This window comes from Chryseobacterium sp. JAH (assembly GCF_001507335.1).
Taxonomy (GTDB): domain Bacteria; phylum Bacteroidota; class Bacteroidia; order Flavobacteriales; family Weeksellaceae; genus Chryseobacterium.
Window position 1 is genome coordinate 14,515 of record NZ_LMAH01000013.1, and the last position, 21,523, is coordinate 36,037.

The following is a 21,523-nucleotide window of genomic DNA, read 5'->3' on the forward strand; positions in this document are numbered from 1 at the left end:
ATTTGGTTATTTTTGATATTGGAATTGTAAAATGATTGGGTTAGTTGAAGAGGCATTAACGGTTCCCGAAAGCAATCTTAATGTACAATTACCTGCCGTGTCAATAAAAATTTTCCATTGACGATTAAAGCTTGATTCAAAATAGTTTATTTCTTTATTTGATGTCGGTTTGCAATCTCCCTCAATTGTTCCAATATTTAATCCGTTTGCCCAGTTCTGCCAAATCCCATAAGCAGAAAAAGAAACATTAAAACTGATGTTATTATTCGAATTTGTTGTGCCGTTATATTTATATGAGGCATTATTAGTTAATGAAGAAAATGTAAAAGGACATGAAAGAATGGGAATACAAGGCCCATTTTGATTCGCAATATTTTGCCCATTCATATTAATATCATCCAAAGCTTTTTGATTGGCAGCTAACAGACTTACAGTGGAGAAATAGGTTCCTACCGGAACTACGTAATTATATGTTCCGGGTACTGATGAAGCTAATGGACAGTTTGTTCTTGTAAAAACTTTGCTTTTTTCTTCATTATGAAATATGGTTGAAGAGTTGCTGGCGTAATGATAATTAAACTCCTTCAATAGTTTACTATTAATATCAACAATTTTTTCTAATCTATTCGTTGTGTCATACTTATAATATTCCCTAAGTCCTGACGAAGGGGTTACACTTGTTACTCCAATCAGAGGATCATGAGTATAGGTGGAAATTTGATAACTGGAAAAATTACTGTTTTTTCTTAAATTGTCTTCTGCATCTAACAGCATCTGTTCCTTTGTTGGATCTAAAGCATCTTCATTAGATTTAGTAATTATATCACTAACAAACGTTGCAATATTATCATAAGCAGCTCCTTCTATTTTTGCTATTGGCAAAGTGAAATTATAACCCCAAACAATTGATATAGGATTACCATCTTTTGCTGTATATTGAATAAGATTTCCTTTTGTATCGTACTTATCCACTGTTATTTCTGTAAAGGAAGTTGAGCCATTTGAAATATCTTGTGACTTTACAGATTTTGGCAAAACAAAATTTCCAATTTGTGAATCCGGTAGCGAAGTAGGATAAACATTCTCAATTTTCGATAGTGTTTTAGAAACTCCATTTGCAGTACGAGTAATTATCGTTTCCAACGGAATTCCAACCATATTTTTGTCAATTAATAGTTGATTTCCTTTTTCATATGCATAGTTATAAGTGGTTTCATCAAATGACAAATCTGGGTAAATAGTCTTTTGAATATTTGGTTGATACTTATTATTATAGGTTGTAAAGGATTTTGTTTCAATAAAACTGCTAGACCCTGCCGGAAAATAATCCTTTGAAGTTGTAGATTCAAGTAATGTTTTCCATAAATTAATACTGTAATTGTGAATAAGGCCAGGTAGCGTTGCCTGATTATTTGTATTGAAGCTGAATCCAAAGTTTGTAAGAGGTTCTAATATTGACCCTTGTATGGAATAGGTATTCAAACCATCCGGATAATTTTGTATATATTTATATGATATTTCTTTAAGACGATTATTATCGTTATCATATTTAAGCTGTTTGACTAGATCTCCATCTCCAATTAATAAAGACCCACCTTTTTCAACCATCATTAAACAAGATAAAGAATAGTTATTAGTAAAATAGCTTTCAGTTCTTCCTTTGTCATTAAACTTTTCTATAACTTTTGTGTAACCAACATGGTTTCCTTGTGGAAGTGTAGAATTTCCAAAACTTGATGTGCCTTCATATACAGAGATCTTAAATGGATACTCATTTGGAGATTGAGGTGTATTCAAATTCATATAGCAACCTGGGTTAGAGCTAATTGTTTGGCTCAAATTATCAGTCGAATAACATCTACTTTCAATTTCAAAAAATTTAGGAAACTGTGCTAAGTTCCCGTTGGAGGTTATTTTTGTGCCATTATCTGAAACTTCATCATAAATATAATTTTTAACAATTGGTGGAGTTCCTATTTTTTCTATTGATTTTACACTCTTAATTCTAACTCCTCCGCCTGAACTGTAATTGTATTCAATACCATTAATGATACTTTTTTCATTAACAAATTTTACAACACAAGAATTAGAAGCAGCACTACTACCTCCAGATACTAAGATATTTCCAGACGTAAAATCATTATTATATGACATGCCTACTTCGTAATTTCCTGACTGCAAAATAACGTTGTCTATATAATTTGTGGTATTGTAAGATCCTATGTTAGGATTATATACTTTTTTAACAATTTCACCTGTAGACTTATTTTTGATATAAATCCAAAAAGAATTTTTAATCTGTTCATTCACAGATGATATGTAATAAAAATCGAAATGGGCAAAAATGTTCACTTTAATATTATTTCCAATTACACTAAATTCAGTTTGATTTGCTGTATGGCTCAGGCTTCCATTTATATTAGTGATTATATGAGATGCTGCGGCTTCCTTTCTTGTATTATCATTAATCGATGATTGTAGTGGAAAATTAGAAAACGTATTCGGCTCAAATTCATATTCTGTTTTTCCTCCTGTTGGATAATTCACAGAGGTTAACAATCCTGCTAATGAATATAATGATGTTCTCCTATCAGATAAATAGTGTTTTCCATCTGATGAATAATTAAAATATCCTTGAGTATTATTATTAGGATCAAATGATTGAGGAGGACTATCTGCGTGATACCAATATCCTGTCAGATCTTTGTTAAAGGAATTAACATTAAAGATAGTTTCCCCTTTGATATACTTTTCCGGATCTGGTATAAAGGTATCGCTATTGTTCTGTCCATTATAGTAGCCCCAGAAATCTGATGAAAAGCTTAATTTATTTGGCAAATTATAGGTTGAATTATATTCGAAGGAATACTTTTCGTTAGTCACAGATTCTGTTACACTTAATAAACGTAATCGATGAGTAAATACATGGTCATTAGGCAAATTCAACCATTGTCTCATTACACTTGTGTTTAAATTATCAGTTGCAATAAAGTAATCATAATTGAAATCATATTGTTTGATGAGCTTGTAACTATTATAGATTTTAATAGAGGACAATTTTTTGGAATTATGAATATCTTCTCTTGTTGTCCAATTAAATTCAACCTTTCCATTGGTAAATTCTATTCTTTCGAGATAACTTTCCCCTGTTTGTTGCTTACTACAATCAGTCACTCCCTTAATATTCATACTTCCTTGATAGAAATTGAGAGGATCAGTAAGATAAGTTCTTGTAGTTTTGCAACCTGTAAGCCTTGAATTACTGATAGGATTGGAAGAATAAAAGTCAATTTTACTTCCTTCTACATCCTCTATCTTAGAAAGAATTCTTGACATTCCATTGATGGTATTCCAACCTGTTATGTTCGTAGTTATTTCTTGTTTATCAAAACTATATTTTAGACCATTTTCATCAGTAACCGCAAAATTATATCCACCCGTAGCCCCCGCCACATCAGTAAGTTTAAAATCAATGTTAGGTTGTTCCGCAATAGCGAATTTTAAAACTCCGTTTGCTTGCGTTGTTTTTGCCATATCTAAATAGGCCTTATAACTCTTACCTGGAAGATTAATTAAAAATAAATCAGGTTGAAAATCATCATTGATGGAAGTATATCCATAAGAGTTAGTAGGATAAAACATATTGGTGTAAAACGCAGATGAATATGTACTGGTATTCCAGGGTAAAGATATACATGATGACATACTTTGCATACCTGTTGCATTTCGTGGATAAGTATTTCTATATCCGTTTAAATTAAAATCGTTTACTCCTGAAACAATATGTGAAACTCTTCCTCCTGCATTAAGTGACCACCCCAATCCTACTGAAGAAGCTTCGTCTGTGACCTTTATTCCTCCTGCATGATAGGAGATTGTAATGGGTAATTCTATATTACCTTCCTTAATAGTATAAATTGGAATACTTATATCTGGCACTCCTGTATATAATGAGACAGGTGTTTCTGTATATCTAAACAACGCAGCGGCGTCCGGAGATTTTGGTGCAATACTATTAACCGAGTTCTGAATCAGACCTCCTGGATTTGTCTGACCATGAACTGAAAATATAGTTGAAATTAATAGTATGAGTAATATTTTTTTCATTTGTGTGTTTATTTTTTAATTATTTTAGCATTAGCCGTTTTATTAGTATCCGTTTTTATAGTCACCAGATAAGCTCCCTGAATCAGACTCTGAGTATTGATTTTTGTTACTTTATTCTTGGTTTTCAATGTTTGAAGCTGCCTGCCTCCCATATCGTATAGCGTGATATCAGCGTCCTTGAATTCAAATCCTATCTCTACATAACAGTAATCGGAAACAGGATTCGGATAAATCTTGATATCTTGTTTTTCAATCAGCTGATCCAATTGCTTGTCTCCCAACTTAACGATCTTCCAGTTTTCTTTTCCCAATTCCTCTGCACTGGTTCCTGCCAGAATAATCGAGCCGTCTCTGTTCAACTTAATATCAGCTAGTCTCTCTTCCTTCTTTCTGGATTCTCCTTTCACATGCTTTCTCCACTGCTCGTTGCCATCTTGATTCAGATACAGCATCCAGAAGGTTTCATCATCTGCTTCAATTCTTCCCTCTGCCTGAGTATAACCTCCCAATAAAATTCCTTTTGAGCTTTTATCGTCTCCGGTTTTTATCACGTTCATGCCCATCAGAACATCCCTGTTCTTAAAGTTGTAAGATTTCTGCCAGATTTCTTCGCCCCTGTCGTTTAAAGAGATCAACCAAATATCAGTGCCTTCTTCAATACCTGTGGTTTTATTTCCTGACCTTTCGGATCTTGAGCTTCCTCCGATAATATATCCCGTAGAAGTCAGAGCCAACGTTTTGATGTGGTCATCTGCTTTACCGCCGTAGTTTTTTTCCCATTCTACTTTTCCGTCTTTACTGAGTTTGATGATCCAGTAATCTCCTTCACCGAAATTCTCTGTTTTCTTTGATCCGCCGGCAGTACTTCTTGAGTAGATTCCCAATAGGGCACCTCCGTCTAAAGTGGGAATCATTTTCTCCACTTCATCAAGACCTTTTCCGCCTACAACCAGTTGTGAAACTTCTTTTCCGTTTTTATCTAGTTTTGAAATGATCACATCTTTTGAACCGTAACCTTTTGAATCCTGAGTCTGTCGAAGAGTTGTAACATTTCCCGCTACAAAAAATCCTAAGTCTGTAGTTTGAATCACTGCTCTTGCTTCTTCATCCTGAGCCGATCCCAAAGTTTTTTGCCATAGCTCATCACCGAATTCATTGATCCTGATCAGCCAGATATCTGATCCTCCTTTGGAAGCTTCTTTTTTATCTAAACCTTTTGCTGAATAAGATGTTCCGGCTAGCAGGAATCCTCCTTCCTGTGTGGAAACCGTTGCTGATAAAAAATCATGATTCTGTCCTGAAAAATACTTTTCCCAGACTTCCTCACCCTGCTGGTTGAGTTTTACCAAGTGAAAATCGTAGCCGTTGTTTTGTTTGTTTTCGGAAGTGATCTTTTTAGATTGGATCGAGCTTCCTGTAATGAGATATTGTTGATCGATGGTTGTAGTGACCTGAGAGAGGAAATCCTGTGTAGAGGATTTAATGTCTTTCTGCCATACCACATCCTGAGCATACAGTACAGCAGTTGTGCATATAAGGAATGCACTCATGTAAAGTTTTTTCATTATTTGGTTATTAATTTTTTGCGAATTTAACTTTTTTTAACACATATCACAATTGTTTGATACAAATTTGATCATTTTGTAATTTATACTGCAAAGCTAAAATGGTATTGCGACAAAACTTGACGTGTTTTAATCTCCTGCATTTAGATTTCATAACTATCAGCTCAAATTTATCACAGAGACTAGGTGTTAATTATCTAATCGGGCTATAAAAATAGATCCGCTAAATCTCTGTAGAAATTTTTGGTAAAAGATGTTTGTTTACAAATAGAAGATGAAAAGGGTAAAGTCGGTTTTCCAACATCAGTTTAGCATATCGAAGAATTGTAAAAAAAGGAAGAGGGTAGATAAACATAGAGAAAATTGATCAGCTGTGTCATCTCTGTTAGTACTTAAAACTAAATAACTGGCAATGAGTATTGATTTTAAATCAACATTCACACCTTCATTAGATATTATTTATATGAATATATTATCAGGCAAATTCACTGTTCAACATTGCTTCTGAGGTCATCCGATTTTCTATAGCAAATATATTCCGTTGTCTCTGCGGAAAAAAATCTTTTTGGGTATCCGTAATCAGGGATTACAAACCCTCCGCAAAAATATTTCAGGCTTTATCAATGTTCTTTTTTATTGCTTTCAAGGAATTGATTGCAGTTTTCCTTGTGCCTGCCTGAATGGTTACCTGCATAGAAAAAGTCAGAAACCTCACAAGATGCAAATGCAGTTCATTGAAATTTTGATCCTTATGATTCTTTGGATATCAATAAGCTTATCTGATCTTATAATTAATCAATCGATAAAATTTATTCACAGATCAGTTCTTCCGATGGAATGATGAAGTAAGAATAGAAAAAGGTCAAAGTTTCCTTCAATCTGCAAATAACAAAATCCTAAAGGTTTTTTAAATGCAAGTGCGGGAAAAAAAAGTCTCCGCCGTACTCGGAGCAGGAAATATGAAATTCAATATTGTGAACGAAATTAAATTGAGCTATTCAAGAAAAGGAAATTGTGAAAGGTTTATATCGTCATCTGTGGATGCGGTGGATGTTTTCAGGGCGAATTTTGATGCGGAGGAAATGGATTACAGGGAATCTTTCTTCGCGCTGTACCTGAATCAGGCAAACAAGGTTTTGGGAATTAAAAAAATATCGGAATGCGGAATTTCTTCGAATTTGGTAGATGTTCGGATTGTTATGCAGGCGGCACTCCTTTGTAATGCTTCAGGAATGATTGTCGCTCATAATCATCCTTCGGGAAATCTGAAACCTTCTGGTTGTGATATTAAAATGACCGCACAAATCAAAGAGGCGGCAAAAATTATGAGTATGACGTTGCTGGATCATGTGATATTGACGTCGGATTCGCATTTTTCTTTTGCGGATGAGGGGATAATTTAAATAATACTGGGTGTGTTAAAAACAACAACAATTAAAATAACTAATAAAATCATCATCATGAATAACATCGGAAATCATACAGCAGTTTCAGAAATCAGTACTTTATTGGTACTTCGTCACAGTAACAATTCTGTCGGAATTGTACAAGCGGTCAATCCATCCGGAAATCTCATAGACGTTCAGCCTGACCGCAACAAAGTGGATATGGTCATGCGGATCGATTCTTCGGAGAATTCTTTTACGGACTTCTACGCAGATTTTTATCATCAGCTCAAAGATCCCTTAGAATACTCATTTTTTAAAGTGAGGGAATTTGAGGCGAATGAAACAGCGAAAGGTTTACAGAAGTATATTGATAAATCATCGGATGCTGAAAGACAGGATTTGACAGCGTATGAAGTTTCTATTGAGGCTGTAGATACTGCCAGAAATCAAAAGTATGTTGATAAGAATTCTTCTGTTTTGAATAGTGGTTTAATTAATGAGGCACCAATCAATAATAATCGTTCTCAGTACCGCTATCAGATTGAAGATGTTCCGTGGGACACGATGGCTGAATTAGGTCTTGAGAGGGAAAAGTTGGAAGAAATTGGTGTGTTGGAATCTCTGCTAAAAGGCTATAAAACACCGATGCTGATTGCGATATTTTTTAATGATGGGGAAACAGTAGGTCAGATTGATGCACGGTTGCAGTTGCGGATTGATAATGATGGAGAATTGATTGTAAAGGTGCATCAGGTTTGTAAGAGGGTGGATTTCAGAAAGAAGTTTAAGGGTCATAAGTTTACAAAAGAGGATAGGGTTAATCTTTTGACTTCGGGGAATATGGGTAGAGTGGTGGATCTTATCGATACGGTGACAGGCGAGGTCATTCCTTCACTGATAAGTTTGGATAGGCTGACCAACGAGCCGATTTCTTTAAGGATGGAATTTGTACGGATTGCTGATGTGCTTTGCGGTGTAAGATTGGATTTGGAACAGAAACAGGTGCTTCGTGATGGGAAACCTTTGCTTATTGAAAATATGTTGTCGAAGAAAGGAAAGCTTTTTTCTGCAACGGTGCAGTTCAATGCAGATAGGCAATGGGTGGAGATTATGTTTGATAATAAGTTTAGAAGTGCTGGTTTTAGTGAAGTACATCATTCTGAAAGGGAAGTTCCTTCACATTTCAGAGGTATTAAGCTTCGACAATGGCAGATGGATAAGTTAAAGGCGGGGGAGATTGCTTATATCGAAGGGTTGGAGAGTAGAAAAGGTAATAACTATCAGGGATTTATGAGTTTTGATAAGTCGATAGGGAGAATTGTTTTTTCGTTTAAGAATCCGAAGAATAAATAGGAGAGTCGTGATATTGTTTTGGGGAACTGAAAAGAGGCAATAAGTAAATTAGAAATTATTTTTATAACCTGCAAGGTCAATTGACTTTGCGGGTTATTTTGTTTATGTTTTAAAACGGTAAGGCTGAAGAAAAATCGGGCGGCAAAAATGCAATTCCTTCCTATGGTCGGAAACGCATTTTTGTGGAAAATGGAGCAACCCTATTTCTAAACCATTGCCTGGCTTATCTTAGTTATGTTTTGAAAAAAGGTAGCGACAATTTTAGAAATTATATTGCAGTAGCTAAATTAAAATCTTTAGAAAGATTTTTAGCTAGAATAAAAAGCGTAAGTTACAACAGATAAGTTTTAAAGATGTTTATTGCCTGCTAACTTTTCATTTATCTTTTTTAAGTATTTCAGGCAAAGAATTACTAATTACGGGTTTCCATAATCATCAGATAGATTTTATTTATATATTTAAGCCATAAACAAATAACCTATGAAATATAATTTTGAAAATACTTTTTTTAAAATTATATCTCTAATATACTCTCAATTAATATGGCAAATAATAGTAACATGCAGGAAGGTGCTTTTCCAGAACGTGATCTTCAGATTCATAATACGTCAGCTTTTATTTTGGATCTGGATAAAAATGTACTTTCAAAATTAGAGGTCTCAGACAGTGATGTTGATTATCTGCGATTTGTTCAGGGAATTGTTCACGAAGTCTCAACTCAGGATGGGCGTCAGTTTATAGTGGATAGTGAACATACTGAGGTGATAGGCATAATAAACGATGTTATAGATGAAAGTTTGGAGTTTGATCAAGTTCAAATTATTGCTGAAAGATTGTTAAGAATTGAAATTGGTGCCCAAGAGCAAATTGCAAAACTGGGAAAGCAATTACATGAAGGTCTATTAATTATTTCTCATATAACTGATCGTGACACTGAAAAAATTATCATTTGTAAAGCTGAGACTTTATCTTTTATTGAAAGAACAACATTTACACAACAAGATGGATTTCCTATCAAGAAGAAAATCTTTAAATCTGCACAAATTGTTTTTGATGAAACCCATAACATAACAGATATTTTAATAAATGATATCAACGATACCATTCCCAAATACTGGTGGGAGGGCTTTTTAGAATTATCGAAGAAATATGATGATGAGGAAAATACAAGGAGAGCCTTTACTATGATTGACTCCAAAGTGCTTATTAAGATTAAAAAAGAATCTAATTCTGATTATTGGAATTTAAGAAGTACAACTATTCATTATTTTCGGTCAAATGAAGAGTTTGATATTGAGGATTATATTGAAAAATGTTTTAATAGATATGCTCCTGAAATGGAGGGTTTGGATATCAATAAGTTTAAAGATACCATTAGAGAATTGCCAAGAAAACAAAATTTTGATATGAGATTTAGCTTGGTTAGGAAGGCAATAACAGCTAAGATTAAATCAACAATAAAACTTGAAGAAAATATCGATCTTGTGCTCAAAGGGGAAGTTCATTCTGGAACTATAGAGGGCGTGATGAATGGTAATCAGGAGAAAGGAATATTTATTAAAACATCCAAGGGATACGATGAATTTAAGAAATCTTGATTATGGGCTATAAGGATTTTATAAAATTATTCGGTACACCTTCAGCTATTATTGCTGAAAATGAAAATTTTAAAAGTTTGGAATTGTTGTATGAGTTTACAAATATCACTTTGCCAAAGGAAGAAAATTTTAAATATTTTTTTTATAGGGTAAGACCTTTAGATAAGTGTGATATTTTTTTTTCGGTTGATGAAGGAGAAGCTATTGCAATCCGAAAAGATTCTGATTTCACTTCAGATCTTGAAAATGTTAAGATATTAGTTTCCGGTCATGAAATAGGTGAGGTTATTAATGTAAAAATAAATATATATAAAACTATTGATGAAAACTATTTTTACTTTTATTCCAAAGATTGCTTTTATACTTATCTTCAGGCATTTGACACCTATGGGTTAGCAAGCTTTTTTTCTAGTAATTTTTTTGATCACAGTTCAAAAATAAATATTGTACTAAGAGATTTTGAAGGAAGTTTAATTAGTGATAAGATTTTAATATCAGCTTCTTATATTGCACAAAATGATGATTTTGAAATTAGAGAAAAACGCTTCAACAACATTATTTCAAATAACCATTCATCATTTTTTGGAAAGCTAAAAGTATTGCCAGAAGATTTTATTTTTGAAGGCGATGGATTTTTTACATCAAGCTTAAAAGAACATATTGATAGGGTTGCTAAAATTCTAGTCGTTTCTACCATATTTGATATTACGGACCTGTCAGAAAATGTGTTCTACTATAAACTTAATGGATACAAGTCAATAAGCCACACTGAGAAAATTGAAGATATTAGTACAAAAAACTTAGAGGATTTCTACAATATCTATCAGTGGATTTACACAGGAGGTAATATCGTTGATAAAATTGGATTAGCCCGCAATATTATTTCTCTTCATTTAAAGGATAATTCTTCATTAGAATTAAATGGTAATGTGTTTGAGTCTTTAAAGTCCAGCTTTAAAATTTATGAAAAACAAAATATCAAACAGTATATAGAAGTAAGAAATAAAATGTCTGATCAGTTGATAGATTATGGCAAGCGTGTAGTTACAATAACAGATAATTTTGCAGGTGGATTTCAAAAATCTGCTTTAGCTCTTGTTACTTTCTTTTCGTCACTGATAGTGACAAAAATACTTGCAGCCCCTAAGAATAATGCTGATTTTGTTTTTTACAGTACTCTTATAACTGGTGTTTTCATAATAGTTACAGTGCTTTATATGGTTGTTTCGAGAATGGAGTTGTTACAGCAGGAGGAGCGATTTAAGAAAAGCTATCAGGATTTTAAAAAAAGATATACCGACTTATTGACTGATGAAGATATTGAACGTATTGTCAATAAAGACGAAGAGCACAAAGCTGATGTAGCTTTTATAAAAACAAAACTGAATTGGTATACAAATTTGTGGATAGGTGTATTATGTACCATTGCTCTAGCGACAGTTATTTATTATTTTTTTGGCTAATCTATAGTGTAAAAGCTACTTTAGAATTCTAGATATATTATCTTTGATCAAAAGTTAATTTTCAGCTGATGTAGAACTTAAGATCTCTAAATGTCGAAACTTTAACCTGAAATAATAAAAAACTTACAATGACCTTCTTAGAACTCGCTCAATCTATATTAAAAGAAGAAAAGAAACCACTGACAGCAACTGAGATTTGGAATCTTGCTGTTGAAAAAGGTTATGATAAAAAATTAAATTCACAGGGAAAAACCCCGTGGTCTACATTAGGAGCCCAAATCTATGTCAACAGTAAAGATCATCCGAAATCAGTTTTTGCTAAAACAGATTCTAGACCTAAAAGATTTTACTTGAAATCAATGGCAAGCGTATTGGAAGATTATGAAAATACGATTCCGGAAGATCTTCCGCCCCTGAAGAAAAAGAAATTTGATTTTTTAGAAAAGGATCTTCACAAATATCTAACGTACTTCGTTTATTATCATTTAAACTGTTATACCAAAACTATTAAACATCATATTTCAAGCAAGAAGGAATTTGGAGAATGGGTACATCCGGATATGGTAGGATGCTATTACCGTATGGAAGATTGGAAGCAGGAGATCAATGATTTTAGTAGGGCTGTTGGGGTAAATTCGGTTGTTTTATATTCATTTGAGATCAAGAGAGAGTTAAGCTTTGCAAACTTACGAGAAAGCTTTTTTCAGTGCGTGTCAAATTCGTCCTGGGCAAATGAATCTTATCTGGTTGCTGCCAGAATATCAGAGGATAAAGATTTTATGAATGAATTATCGAGATTGGCAGCTTCATTTGGTATTGGTGTGATTGAACTTGATCTTGAAGATCCGCATTCTTCAGAAGTAATTCTTCCTGCCAAATACAAAAAGGATTTAGACTTTGAAACAATGAATAAGCTGGCAATGAATAATGATTTTAAAGAGTTCATTGAAACCGTGAAAATCGATTTAACGAGTAAGAAAATTCATAAGAAAGAATATGATATTGTTGATAAAATTGAGAATTTTTGATTAGTAAGCTTATCATAAAAAATTGTAAGCTTATAAAAATAATATTGGTAATGTTGAAATTAAAAGAAATTATAAAATTGTCATTAGATGATGATCATATTACAAATATAACGTTAGAAAATGTTAAATCTGCAAAAGTTATTATATTTGAAACTCCACAAAATAATGAAGATTTGGTGGAATCAGTAGTAGCTATGAATTTAATAAATGCAGCGTTAAAAAGGAAGGAATTTATTAGCAATGAGAAAGATTCACTTATTACATATAAGATGTTGAAAGCTAGAATGTCAAGACTTTTTCATAATATAATAGATAATAAACAAAAATTTAATATTGATTTTTATATAAGTAAAGATGATAATTGTGCCTTCATAGAAATTGATGATTTACAGTTTAGTTTCCATAATATTATAATTGACAAACCTTTGAAGGTATTTATTAATTCTCCTTTGAATAATCCAAAACCGTGGAAAGGTTTAAGATTACAAAAAATTGCTGGAGAATTATTCGACTATTTCAGTAAAGATAATATTACTGACAGATAGGAAGTTAGTTATTTTTGAGATTTTACCTTATAAATTATAAGTGAATTTTAATAAACTAGCAATCTAAGATTAATCAGTAGATATTAATAAACTACCAATAATAAGCTTTCAACCTAAAAAAGGTTTATTATTTATAATTTTTCGAGTATTTAAATTATTAACCAGTGTCTAAAGCGCTGAAAAAATATAAAAGGTATTAAATGACAAGTACAGCACAAAGAGCTGATTTACAGGCTAAAATATGGAAAATTGCCAACGAAGTTCGTGGCTCAGTTGATGGATGGGATTTTAAACAATTTGTCTTAGGGACACTTTTTTACCGTTTTATAAGTGAAAATTTTACTGAATATATCGAAGCCGGTGATGAAAGTGTAGACTATGCAAATTTCAAAGATGGTGACATTCCAAACGAGATTATAGTTGACGCTATAAAAACAAAAGGATATTTTATTTATCCATCACAACTTTTTGAAAATGTTGCGGGTAAAGCTAATTCCAATGCGAATCTAAATACAGATTTAAAATTAATTTTTGATTCCATACAAAATTCTGCAAACGGTTATCCATCAGAACAAGATATAAAAGGGCTATTTGATGATTTCGATACAACAAGCTCTCGTTTAGGGAATACTGTGGCTGAAAAAAATCATCGTTTAGCAAAATTATTAAGTGAAATAAATAAATTTAATTTTGGTAACTTCAAAGATAGCCAAATAGATGTTTTTGGTGACGCATATGAAATTTTAATCAACAACTATGCGGCAAATGCAGGAAAGTCAGGTGGTGAGTTTTTTACACCGCAAGAAGTGTCTAATTTAATTGCACGTTTAGCTTTACATAAACAAACAAAAGTCAATAAAATTTATGATCCTGCGGCAGGTTCAGGTTCATTATTGCTACAGGCTAAAAAACATTTTGACAATCATATTATTGAAGAAGGTTTCTTTGGGCAAGAAATTAATCATACGACATACAACTTAGCACGTATGAACATGTTTTTGCACAACGTCAACTACGATAAGTTTAATATTGCGTTAGGTGATACATTAACGAATCCCCATTTCTTAGATGATAAACCGTTCGACGCGATTGTCTCAAATCCACCATATTCCGTGAATTGGAAAGGTTCAGATGATCCAACCTTAATTAACGACGAGCGTTTTGCTCCGGCAGGTGTTCTAGCACCAAAGTCAAAAGCAGATTTTGCCTTTGTATTGCATGCCTTGAGCTATTTATCAGGTACAGGGCGAGCAGCTATTGTTTGTTTCCCAGGTATCTTTTATCGTGGAGGCGCAGAACAGAAAATAAGAAAATATTTGGTGGAGAACAACTATGTGGAATCTGTAATTTCTTTAGCTCCTAATTTATTTTATGGAACTTCTATCGCTGTAAATATTTTGGTATTGTCCAAACATAAAACAGATGCAAAAACACAATTTATTGATGCTAGTGGCGAAGAATTTTTCAAGAAAGTAACTAATAACAATAAATTGGAGGAAAATCATATTAAGGAAATTATAAAGATCTTTGATATGAAAGAGAATATCGATCATGTAGCCATTACATTAGATAACAAGATTATCACAGATAATGAGTTTGACCTATCGGTGAGTTCTTATGTTGAAGCGAAAGATACACGCAAAGCAATAAACATAGAAGATTTAAATAAGCAAATAGATAGTACTGTCAATAAAATTGATGACTTACGCAACTCAATTGCTAACATTATTAAAGAGATGAAAGTATGAGTAAACTAAAAGAGTTATTGAAAGATACTCTAGTTGAGTGGAAAACAGTCGGAGAATATATAGATTATATACAACCAACAAAGTATTTGGTTAAAACTAAAAATTATCACAAAAGTTATAAAACTCCGGTTTTAACAGCTGGAAAAACATTTATATTAGGTTATACAAATGAGAGCGATTGTATTTACAAAGCTTCAATGAGCCCAGTAATAATTTTTGATGACTTTACTACAGCTAATAAGTGGGTTGATTTTGATTTCAAAGCAAAATCTTCAGCAATGAAAATTTTGATTTCTAAAAATGAATCAAATATTTCACTTAAATATTTTTATTACTGGTTAAACTCTTTACCAGATGAATTGGTTGGTGATCACAAAAGAAACTGGATTAGCAAGTTTGCAATTAAAACTTTTCCAATACCGTTTCCAGATGACCCTCAAAAGTCATTGGAAATACAGGAAGATATTGTTCGTATTCTAGATGATTTAAATGAGCAAAATAAAGCCTTAACTACTGGTTTAGAACAGGAAATAAATGCACGTAAGCAACAGTATGACTATTATCGCGAGGCCTTATTCAAATTTAAAGGGAAGGATGTGGCTCATTTCCCCTTAGGAGATGAAAATGTGGGGAAATTTATGAGAGGAAGTGGACTACAAAAAAAGGATTTTACAGACTCTGGTGTAGGCTGCATACATTATGGACAGGTATACACACATTACGATACTTTCGCCGTTCAAACTAAATCATTCGTTTCCCTTGAATTTGCTAAGAATGCCAGAAAAGCAAAAAAAGGAGATTTAGTGATTGCTACAACAAGTGAAAATGACGAGGATGTTTGTAAAGCTGTAGCGTGGTTAGGTAAAGACGATATTGCAGTAAGTAGTGATGCTTGCTTCTACAGTCATAATTTAAATCCAAAGTATGTGTCATTTTATTTTCAAACAGAACAGTTTCAGAAACAAAAAAGGAAGTATATTACAGGAACAAAAGTTAGAAGAGTAAATGTAAATGACTTACAGAAGATACTTATCCCTGTTCCGATAATTGAAGAACAAAATCGTGTAGTAGAATTATTAGATGAGTATGAAGTAACATCTAAGTGTATTAAAAAAGAACTAAATCATGAAATAGATCTTAGAAACACACAATTTAAATATTATAGAAATTTGTTATTAACATTCCAAAAGGAAAATTAATGAATTACCATGAGTCAAACACTAACTGAGGTAGCACAAACTTTAAAAGACAATAATAAAAAAGTACAATTAATTTATGCCTTTAATGGTATAGGTAAAACACGTCTTTCAAGAGAGTTCAAAGATTTGGTAGCACCAAAGAATAATCAAGAGGGTGACAATTCTGTAAAAATATTGTATTACAATGCATTTACGGAAGATCTATTTTACTGGGATAATGATTTGGATGCAGATACGGATAGAAAATTAATAGTTCGACCAAATGGATTTACTGATCTTGCCCTTAAATTCTTAAAAGATGAGAATCAAGATGGGAATATCATAACAAATTTCCAGCATCATACTACAACTAAAATTACACCATCATTTAATGAAAATTTTTCTGAAATTACTTTTTCTTATTTAAGTGGTGGGAATAATAGTGTTCCAAATGTTAAAATATCAAAAGGTGAAGAAAGTAATTTTATCTGGTGTGTTTTTTATAGTTTAATTGAGCAAATTGTAGAATTATTAAATACAGAGAAGGAAGATCGTTCTAGTCATGATTTTGATGATTTGAAGTATGTATTTATTGATGATCCTGTAAGTTCACTAGATGACAACCATTTAATTGAATTAGCTGTTAATTTAGCGATACATATTAAAAAATCTAATGGATTAAATTTTGTAATCTCTACTCATAATCCTTTATTCTATAATGTTTTATTTAATGAATTAAGTAATAAGGCGTGTTATATGTTAATGAAAAACGACGATGGAAGTTACGATTTGAATGAAAAGAAGGGAGATTCTAATAAAAGTTTTTCTTATCATTTACATTTAAAAGGTACCATTGAAGAAGCAATAAACAATAAGACTATTGAAAAATATCATTTCATTTTACTTCGCAACTTGTATGAAAAGACAGCAAATTTTTTAGGATATCCGGAATGGAAAATTTTATTACCTAATGATAGACAATTATATTATAATAGAGTTATCCAATTTACAAGTCATTCTACATTGTCCAATGAAGTCGTTCCTGAGCCATCAGAAGCTGAAAAAGGGATAGTTGAATTTTTATTGAAACACTTAGTTGATAGCAAATACTGGAAAGAAGAAATTGAACCACCAGCCACCGGTAATCAACTAGTGAATACACCAATTGATGTTGTAGAACCAATAACAGATCAGTTAGATAATGCCACAGTATAACACCATAGTCGAAAGCAATAATTTTATTGTTTTGGAAAAATACGATAAACAACGGATTCTGAATGAAGTTTCCAATGGTTATCAAACAGAAGCAGCTTTAGAAAGTGAATTTATTCAAGATTTAGTAAATCTTGGTTACGATTATCCAAAAAACATCACATCATTAAAAGATATGTTGTCGAACGCACGTATTCAATTGCAAGTGTTAAATGGTATGGAGTTTACGGATAAAGAGTGGGATCGCTTTCTTGAAGAATATCTAAATAATGCAAGTGATAATGTGGTGGCCAAAACAGATAAAATTCATAACAACCATATTTATGATTTTGTATTTGATGATGGACACATTCAAAATATCTACATAGTAGATAAAATAGATATTACACGTAATAAAGTACAAGTTATTTCTCAATTTGAGCAAAAAGGTTCATTTGCCAATCGTTACGATGTTACAATTTTAGTGAATGGATTACCATTAGTACAAGTAGAGTTAAAAAAACGTGGAGTTGCTATTCGTGAAGCATTCAATCAGGTACATCGTTACAGTAAAGAAAGTTTAAATATCGAAAATTCGTTATTTAAATTCGTACAGCTTTTTGTTATTTCGAATGGTACAGATACAAGGTATTTTGCAAATACTGTGCAGAGGAATAAGAATAGTTTTGACTTTACTATGAACTGGGCTAGGGCTGACAATTCTTTAATTAAAGATTTAAAAGATTTTACAGTTACTTTTTTTCAGAAAAGAACTTTGCTTAATGTTATTCTTACCTATTCAGTTTTTGATATAGGAAATACATTATTAATTATGCGTCCGTATCAAATTGCTGCTACAGAACGAATCTTATGGAAGATAAATGGGGCCTTTCATGCGAAAAAATGGTCTTCTACTGAAGGTGGTGGTTATATATGGCATACCACCGGTTCCGGTAAAACTTTAACTAGTTTTAAAGCGGCACGTTTAGCAACACAGATTGATTTTATAGATAAAGTATTCTTTGTGGTTGATCGTAAAGATTTAGACTACCAAACCATGAAAGAATACCAACGCTTTTCGCCAGATAGTGTAAATGGATCTGATAGTACAGCGGGACTTAAACGTAATATTGAGAAAGAGGATAATAAAATTATTGTTACGACGATTCAGAAATTAAACAATCTGATGAAGGGAGATAGCAACTTGGATATTTACAACAAACAAGTGGTATTCATCTTTGATGAGGCACATCGTTCGCAGTTTGGTGAGGCTCAAAAAAACTTAAAAAAGAAATTTAAAAAGTTTTATCAATTTGGATTTACCGGTACACCCATTTTTGCAGGGTATAACGCATTAGGATCTGAAGATACAGCAAGGGTTTTTGGCAAACAATTACATTCTTATGTAATTACCGATGCGATCCGAGATGAAAAGGTTTTAAAATTTAAAGTAGATTATAATGATGTTAGACCGCAGTTTAAAAGTTTTGAGCAAGAACAAGACGAGAAAAAACTTAGTACAGCAGAAAATAAAAAAGCATTTTTACATCCAATTCGTATAAAGGAAATATCTAAATATATTTTGCGAAATTTCAGAATTAAAACCCACCGAAATCAGATAGGAAATAAAGGTTTTAATGCGATGTTTGCTGTTAGTAGTGTAGATGCAGCTAAATTATATTATGAAGAATTAAATAATCTGCAAAAGGAAAGTGATAATCCACTTAAAATTGCAACGATTTTTTCTTATGCAGCTAATGAAGAGCAAAGTGCCATAGGTGATATTGTCGATGAAACATTCGAGCCAACTGCTTTAGATAGTACAGCAAAGGAGTTTTTGACGAAGGCAATTGATGATTACAATGCATTATTTAAAACAAACTTTGGTGTTGAGGTTAATGAGTTTCAAAACTACTACCGTGATTTAGCAAATCGTGTCAAGAAAAAGGAAATAGATTTAATTATAGTTGTAGGAATGTTCCTAACAGGATTTGATGCTCCTACTTTAAATACTTTGTTTGTTGACAAAAACTTACGGTATCATGGACTAATCCAAGCCTTTTCACGAACCAATCGAATATATGATTCGACTAAAACATTCGGAAATATTGTAACTTTTAGGGATTTAGAGCAAGCCACAATACAAGCGATTACCTTATTTGGTGATAGCAATACTAAAAATGTAGTACTGGAAAAAAGCTTTAAAGAATATTTAGAAGGATTTACGGATATTGTAACGGGGCAAGCACGTAGAGGTTATGTTGAAATTGTAAATGAGTTAAACACGAAATTTCCTAATCCAGATGAAATAGTTAAGGAAAAAGATAAAAAAGAATTTTCTAAAGTTTTTGGCGAATATCTACGAGTGGAAAATATTTTACAGAATTACGATGAGTTCGCAAATTTAAAGGCATTTCAATCTGTAGACATATATAATCCAGAGGAAGTTCAAGATTTTAAAGAGAATAATTTTGTATCAGATCATGAAATTGATTTCATGAAAAATTTGGAGGTTCTACCAGAAAGAACGTCACAGGATTATCGCTCTACTTATAATGATATTCGCGATTGGCTAAGAAGAGAGAAAGACGGTAAGCAATCGGAAGAATCAACTATAAATTGGGATGACGTGGTTTTTGAAATAGATTTACTTAAATCTCAAGAGATCAATTTAGATTACATTTTAGAACTTATTTTTGAGCAAAATAAAAAAACAAAAAGTAAGGTAGAACTAGTTGAAGAAGTACGTCGACTAATTCGTACAAGTATTGGAAATAGAGCTAAAGAGAGTTTAGTGGTAGATTATATTAATGAAACGAATTTAGATACGATTATAGACAAACCTGCCATCTTAGATTCTTTTTATGCTTATGCGCAAGATAAACAAAATGAAGAAATTAAGGAATTGATTTCAGAAGAAACACTAAATGAAGAAGCTGCAAAACGTTACATATTCAGTTCACTAAAACGTAAATATGCAAGTGATAATGGAACTGAACTAAACTCAATTTTACCTAAAATGAGTCCTTTACATCCACAATATCTAACAAAGAAGCAAAGTGTTTTTCAAAAAATAAGTGCTTTTGTAGAAAAATTTAAAGATGTTGGCGGAGAAGTTTAATTAATATATTTAACTGACTAATATTTATAAATTGTTTCTGTTTCAGAAATTATCTGAAAACTTTATTTTGTTTACTTGACTTATAAGTTGTATACGGTAAAGTATTTTTCATACAACAAATCTTTTGTTGTGGATGTTTAGATAAAGTTTTGTTCTAAAGATTTAGGTATCTCACACTTATAAATCTATTATTTTATAACTTCAGGAGGAGTTGGGGATTCAATGGCAAATCTTAAAGTAGGTGATTTTGCTTCGTTATATTAGACTGTAAAAGTTATTTTTATTCTATTTATAATGTCAAAGATCAATATTTTTATAAAAAAGAATGAGTTAAAAAGAAGAATAAGTTTGTTAAAATATTTCAAGTGTTATTATAAAGTTTCATTAAATAAAAATAAATCCTGACATCGTTAGGATTTATTTTTATTGATAAACTCTTTAAATTCTTTAATATCTTTTTCGGTAATTTTGTCATATTGATCACCAAAATCTCTCATGTTAAAACCCATTGATTCAACAATTAACATTATTGTAACCATCGTTGATTTTTTTGCACCACTAAAAGCATTTGTAACTGTAGCTTTTCTGATATCTGCGCTGGAATTTGCAGCAATTTTTTCGTAGCTGTTAACTGAGTCATCTTTTTCTGTATTTACATCAATATAGCTTTTATTATAATTAAGTAAAAGTCGTAAAGTTATTGCTACCTTTAACATGATGATTTTTTCAGATTCCTTATACATACACGCAATTACGAAATAATTGTAATTTTTTTCGGTACGCTTTTGTATACCATTATTATTTTTATTATATTTGTAAAATAAGTTACCGAAATGTAACTTTGCGATACTTCAAAGAATAATAGAAGCTATTGCTTAGAATCTCGCTATTGAAAACTGGTACTTTTTAACACACGAGACAATAAGTATTGAAGCTCACGACCTAGGCGTGGGTTTTCTCTCTTGTCTGTGTGTATGGTATACCAGTGCCTCAATAGCAGATATTGTAGAGTTTCCCATGCCGTCTTTTTTTTCAATGCTGTTCGCTCATTTCTACATTAAAATCTAAGCCCTGCTTACAAAATAGTATCATGCACGATACAATAGGAGGGTACAACCTATTGCGGCTTTTAAAGCTTACACGGGACAAATTTTCATATTTATTAATTAATGCTTTCCGGTGTCTTTTGGTCACTGCTCAAAGACCTCACCATGTCCTTTTTCAAACCAAAAGGCACT

General features: G+C 32.1%; 13 protein-coding genes. 10 read left to right on the top strand and 3 right to left on the bottom strand.

Features of this window, described 5'->3' with window-relative positions; translation table 11 throughout:
• Positions 1 to 6: 6 nt before the first annotated feature.
• Together AR685_RS17750 and AR685_RS17755 are read right to left on the bottom strand one after the other, a co-directional pair.
• Positions 7 to 4,107: a DUF5977 domain-containing protein gene (locus AR685_RS17750; RefSeq protein ID WP_059125440.1), complete on the bottom strand. Its 4,101-nt coding sequence runs from the start codon at positions 4,105 to 4,107 to the stop codon at positions 7 to 9.
• Positions 4,108 to 4,115: 8 nt separating this feature from the next.
• The gene (locus AR685_RS17755) at positions 4,116 to 5,672 is read right to left on the bottom strand and encodes a T9SS type A sorting domain-containing protein (RefSeq protein WP_059125441.1); all 1,557 of its coding nucleotides are present in this window, start codon (positions 5,670 to 5,672) and stop codon (positions 4,116 to 4,118) included.
• Positions 5,673 to 6,631: 959 nt separating this feature from the next.
• Here AR685_RS17755 and AR685_RS17760 point away from each other — a divergent pair.
• The 10 genes from AR685_RS17760 to AR685_RS17805 all read left to right on the top strand — a co-directional run bounded on the left by AR685_RS17760 (position 6,632) and on the right by AR685_RS17805 (position 20,285).
• Positions 6,632 to 7,075 carry a RadC family protein gene (locus AR685_RS17760; RefSeq protein WP_059125452.1) on the top strand — a complete coding sequence of 148 codons (444 nt, stop codon included), beginning with the start codon at positions 6,632 to 6,634 and terminating at the stop codon, positions 7,073 to 7,075.
• Between the two features lie 57 nt (positions 7,076 to 7,132).
• Complete coding sequence (locus tag AR685_RS17765) at positions 7,133 to 8,413, top strand: DUF3945 domain-containing protein (RefSeq protein WP_131777654.1); 1,281 nt, start codon at positions 7,133 to 7,135, stop codon at positions 8,411 to 8,413.
• A 560-nt stretch (positions 8,414 to 8,973) separates the two neighbouring features.
• Positions 8,974 to 10,011: a hypothetical protein gene (locus AR685_RS17770; RefSeq protein ID WP_228376466.1), complete on the top strand. Its 1,038-nt coding sequence runs from the start codon at positions 8,974 to 8,976 to the stop codon at positions 10,009 to 10,011.
• Positions 10,012 to 10,013: 2 nt separating this feature from the next.
• Positions 10,014 to 11,474, top strand: coding sequence for a hypothetical protein (locus AR685_RS17775; protein WP_059125444.1), 1,461 nt, complete (start codon positions 10,014 to 10,016; stop codon positions 11,472 to 11,474).
• A gap of 128 nt (positions 11,475 to 11,602) precedes the next feature.
• The gene (locus AR685_RS17780) at positions 11,603 to 12,502 is read left to right on the top strand and encodes a COG2958 family protein (RefSeq protein ID WP_059125445.1); all 900 of its coding nucleotides are present in this window, start codon (positions 11,603 to 11,605) and stop codon (positions 12,500 to 12,502) included.
• Positions 12,503 to 12,552: 50 nt separating this feature from the next.
• On the top strand, positions 12,553 to 13,047 hold the full coding sequence (locus tag AR685_RS17785) for a hypothetical protein (protein ID WP_059125446.1): 495 nt from the start codon (positions 12,553 to 12,555) through the stop codon (positions 13,045 to 13,047).
• A gap of 200 nt (positions 13,048 to 13,247) precedes the next feature.
• Positions 13,248 to 14,795: a type I restriction-modification system subunit M gene (locus AR685_RS17790; protein ID WP_059125447.1), complete on the top strand. Its 1,548-nt coding sequence runs from the start codon at positions 13,248 to 13,250 to the stop codon at positions 14,793 to 14,795.
• Positions 14,792 to 15,994 (top strand): restriction endonuclease subunit S, encoded by a 1,203-nt coding sequence (locus AR685_RS17795; protein ID WP_059125448.1) that lies wholly within the window; start codon positions 14,792 to 14,794, stop codon positions 15,992 to 15,994. The genes AR685_RS17790 and AR685_RS17795 overlap by 4 nt, the downstream gene beginning before the upstream one ends.
• Before the next feature lie 9 nt (positions 15,995 to 16,003).
• Positions 16,004 to 17,188, top strand: coding sequence for an AAA family ATPase (locus tag AR685_RS17800; RefSeq protein ID WP_117584652.1), 1,185 nt, complete (start codon positions 16,004 to 16,006; stop codon positions 17,186 to 17,188).
• Complete coding sequence (locus AR685_RS17805; protein ID WP_059125449.1) at positions 17,175 to 20,285, top strand: type I restriction endonuclease subunit R; 3,111 nt, start codon at positions 17,175 to 17,177, stop codon at positions 20,283 to 20,285. Before AR685_RS17800 ends, AR685_RS17805 begins: the two co-directional genes overlap by 14 nt.
• Before the next feature lie 410 nt (positions 20,286 to 20,695).
• Here the strand turns inward: AR685_RS17805 and AR685_RS17810 are convergent, their stop codons facing one another.
• Positions 20,696 to 21,001, bottom strand: a complete 306-nt coding sequence (locus AR685_RS17810) for a hypothetical protein (protein ID WP_131777655.1) — start codon at positions 20,999 to 21,001, stop codon at positions 20,696 to 20,698.
• Between the last annotated feature and the right edge of the window lie 522 nt (positions 21,002 to 21,523).

Coding starts and splice junctions, on each gene's coding strand:
- AR685_RS17775 (WP_059125444.1), top strand. CDS start 10,014: ATGGGCTATAAGGATTTTATAAAATTATTCGGTACACCTTCAGCTATT.
- AR685_RS17795 (WP_059125448.1), top strand. CDS start 14,792: ATGAGTAAACTAAAAGAGTTATTGAAAGATACTCTAGTTGAGTGGAAA.
- AR685_RS17760 (WP_059125452.1), top strand. CDS start 6,632: ATGAAATTCAATATTGTGAACGAAATTAAATTGAGCTATTCAAGAAAA.
- AR685_RS17755 (WP_059125441.1), bottom strand. CDS start 5,672: ATGAAAAAACTTTACATGAGTGCATTCCTTATATGCACAACTGCTGTA.
- AR685_RS17785 (WP_059125446.1), top strand. CDS start 12,553: ATGTTGAAATTAAAAGAAATTATAAAATTGTCATTAGATGATGATCAT.
- AR685_RS17770 (WP_228376466.1), top strand. CDS start 8,974: ATGCAGGAAGGTGCTTTTCCAGAACGTGATCTTCAGATTCATAATACG.
- AR685_RS17800 (WP_117584652.1), top strand. CDS start 16,004: ATGAGTCAAACACTAACTGAGGTAGCACAAACTTTAAAAGACAATAAT.
- AR685_RS17765 (WP_131777654.1), top strand. CDS start 7,133: ATGAATAACATCGGAAATCATACAGCAGTTTCAGAAATCAGTACTTTA.
- AR685_RS17750 (WP_059125440.1), bottom strand. CDS start 4,107: ATGAAAAAAATATTACTCATACTATTAATTTCAACTATATTTTCAGTT.
- AR685_RS17790 (WP_059125447.1), top strand. CDS start 13,248: ATGACAAGTACAGCACAAAGAGCTGATTTACAGGCTAAAATATGGAAA.
- AR685_RS17810 (WP_131777655.1), bottom strand. CDS start 21,001: ATGTTAAAGGTAGCAATAACTTTACGACTTTTACTTAATTATAATAAA.
- AR685_RS17805 (WP_059125449.1), top strand. CDS start 17,175: ATGCCACAGTATAACACCATAGTCGAAAGCAATAATTTTATTGTTTTG.
- AR685_RS17780 (WP_059125445.1), top strand. CDS start 11,603: ATGACCTTCTTAGAACTCGCTCAATCTATATTAAAAGAAGAAAAGAAA.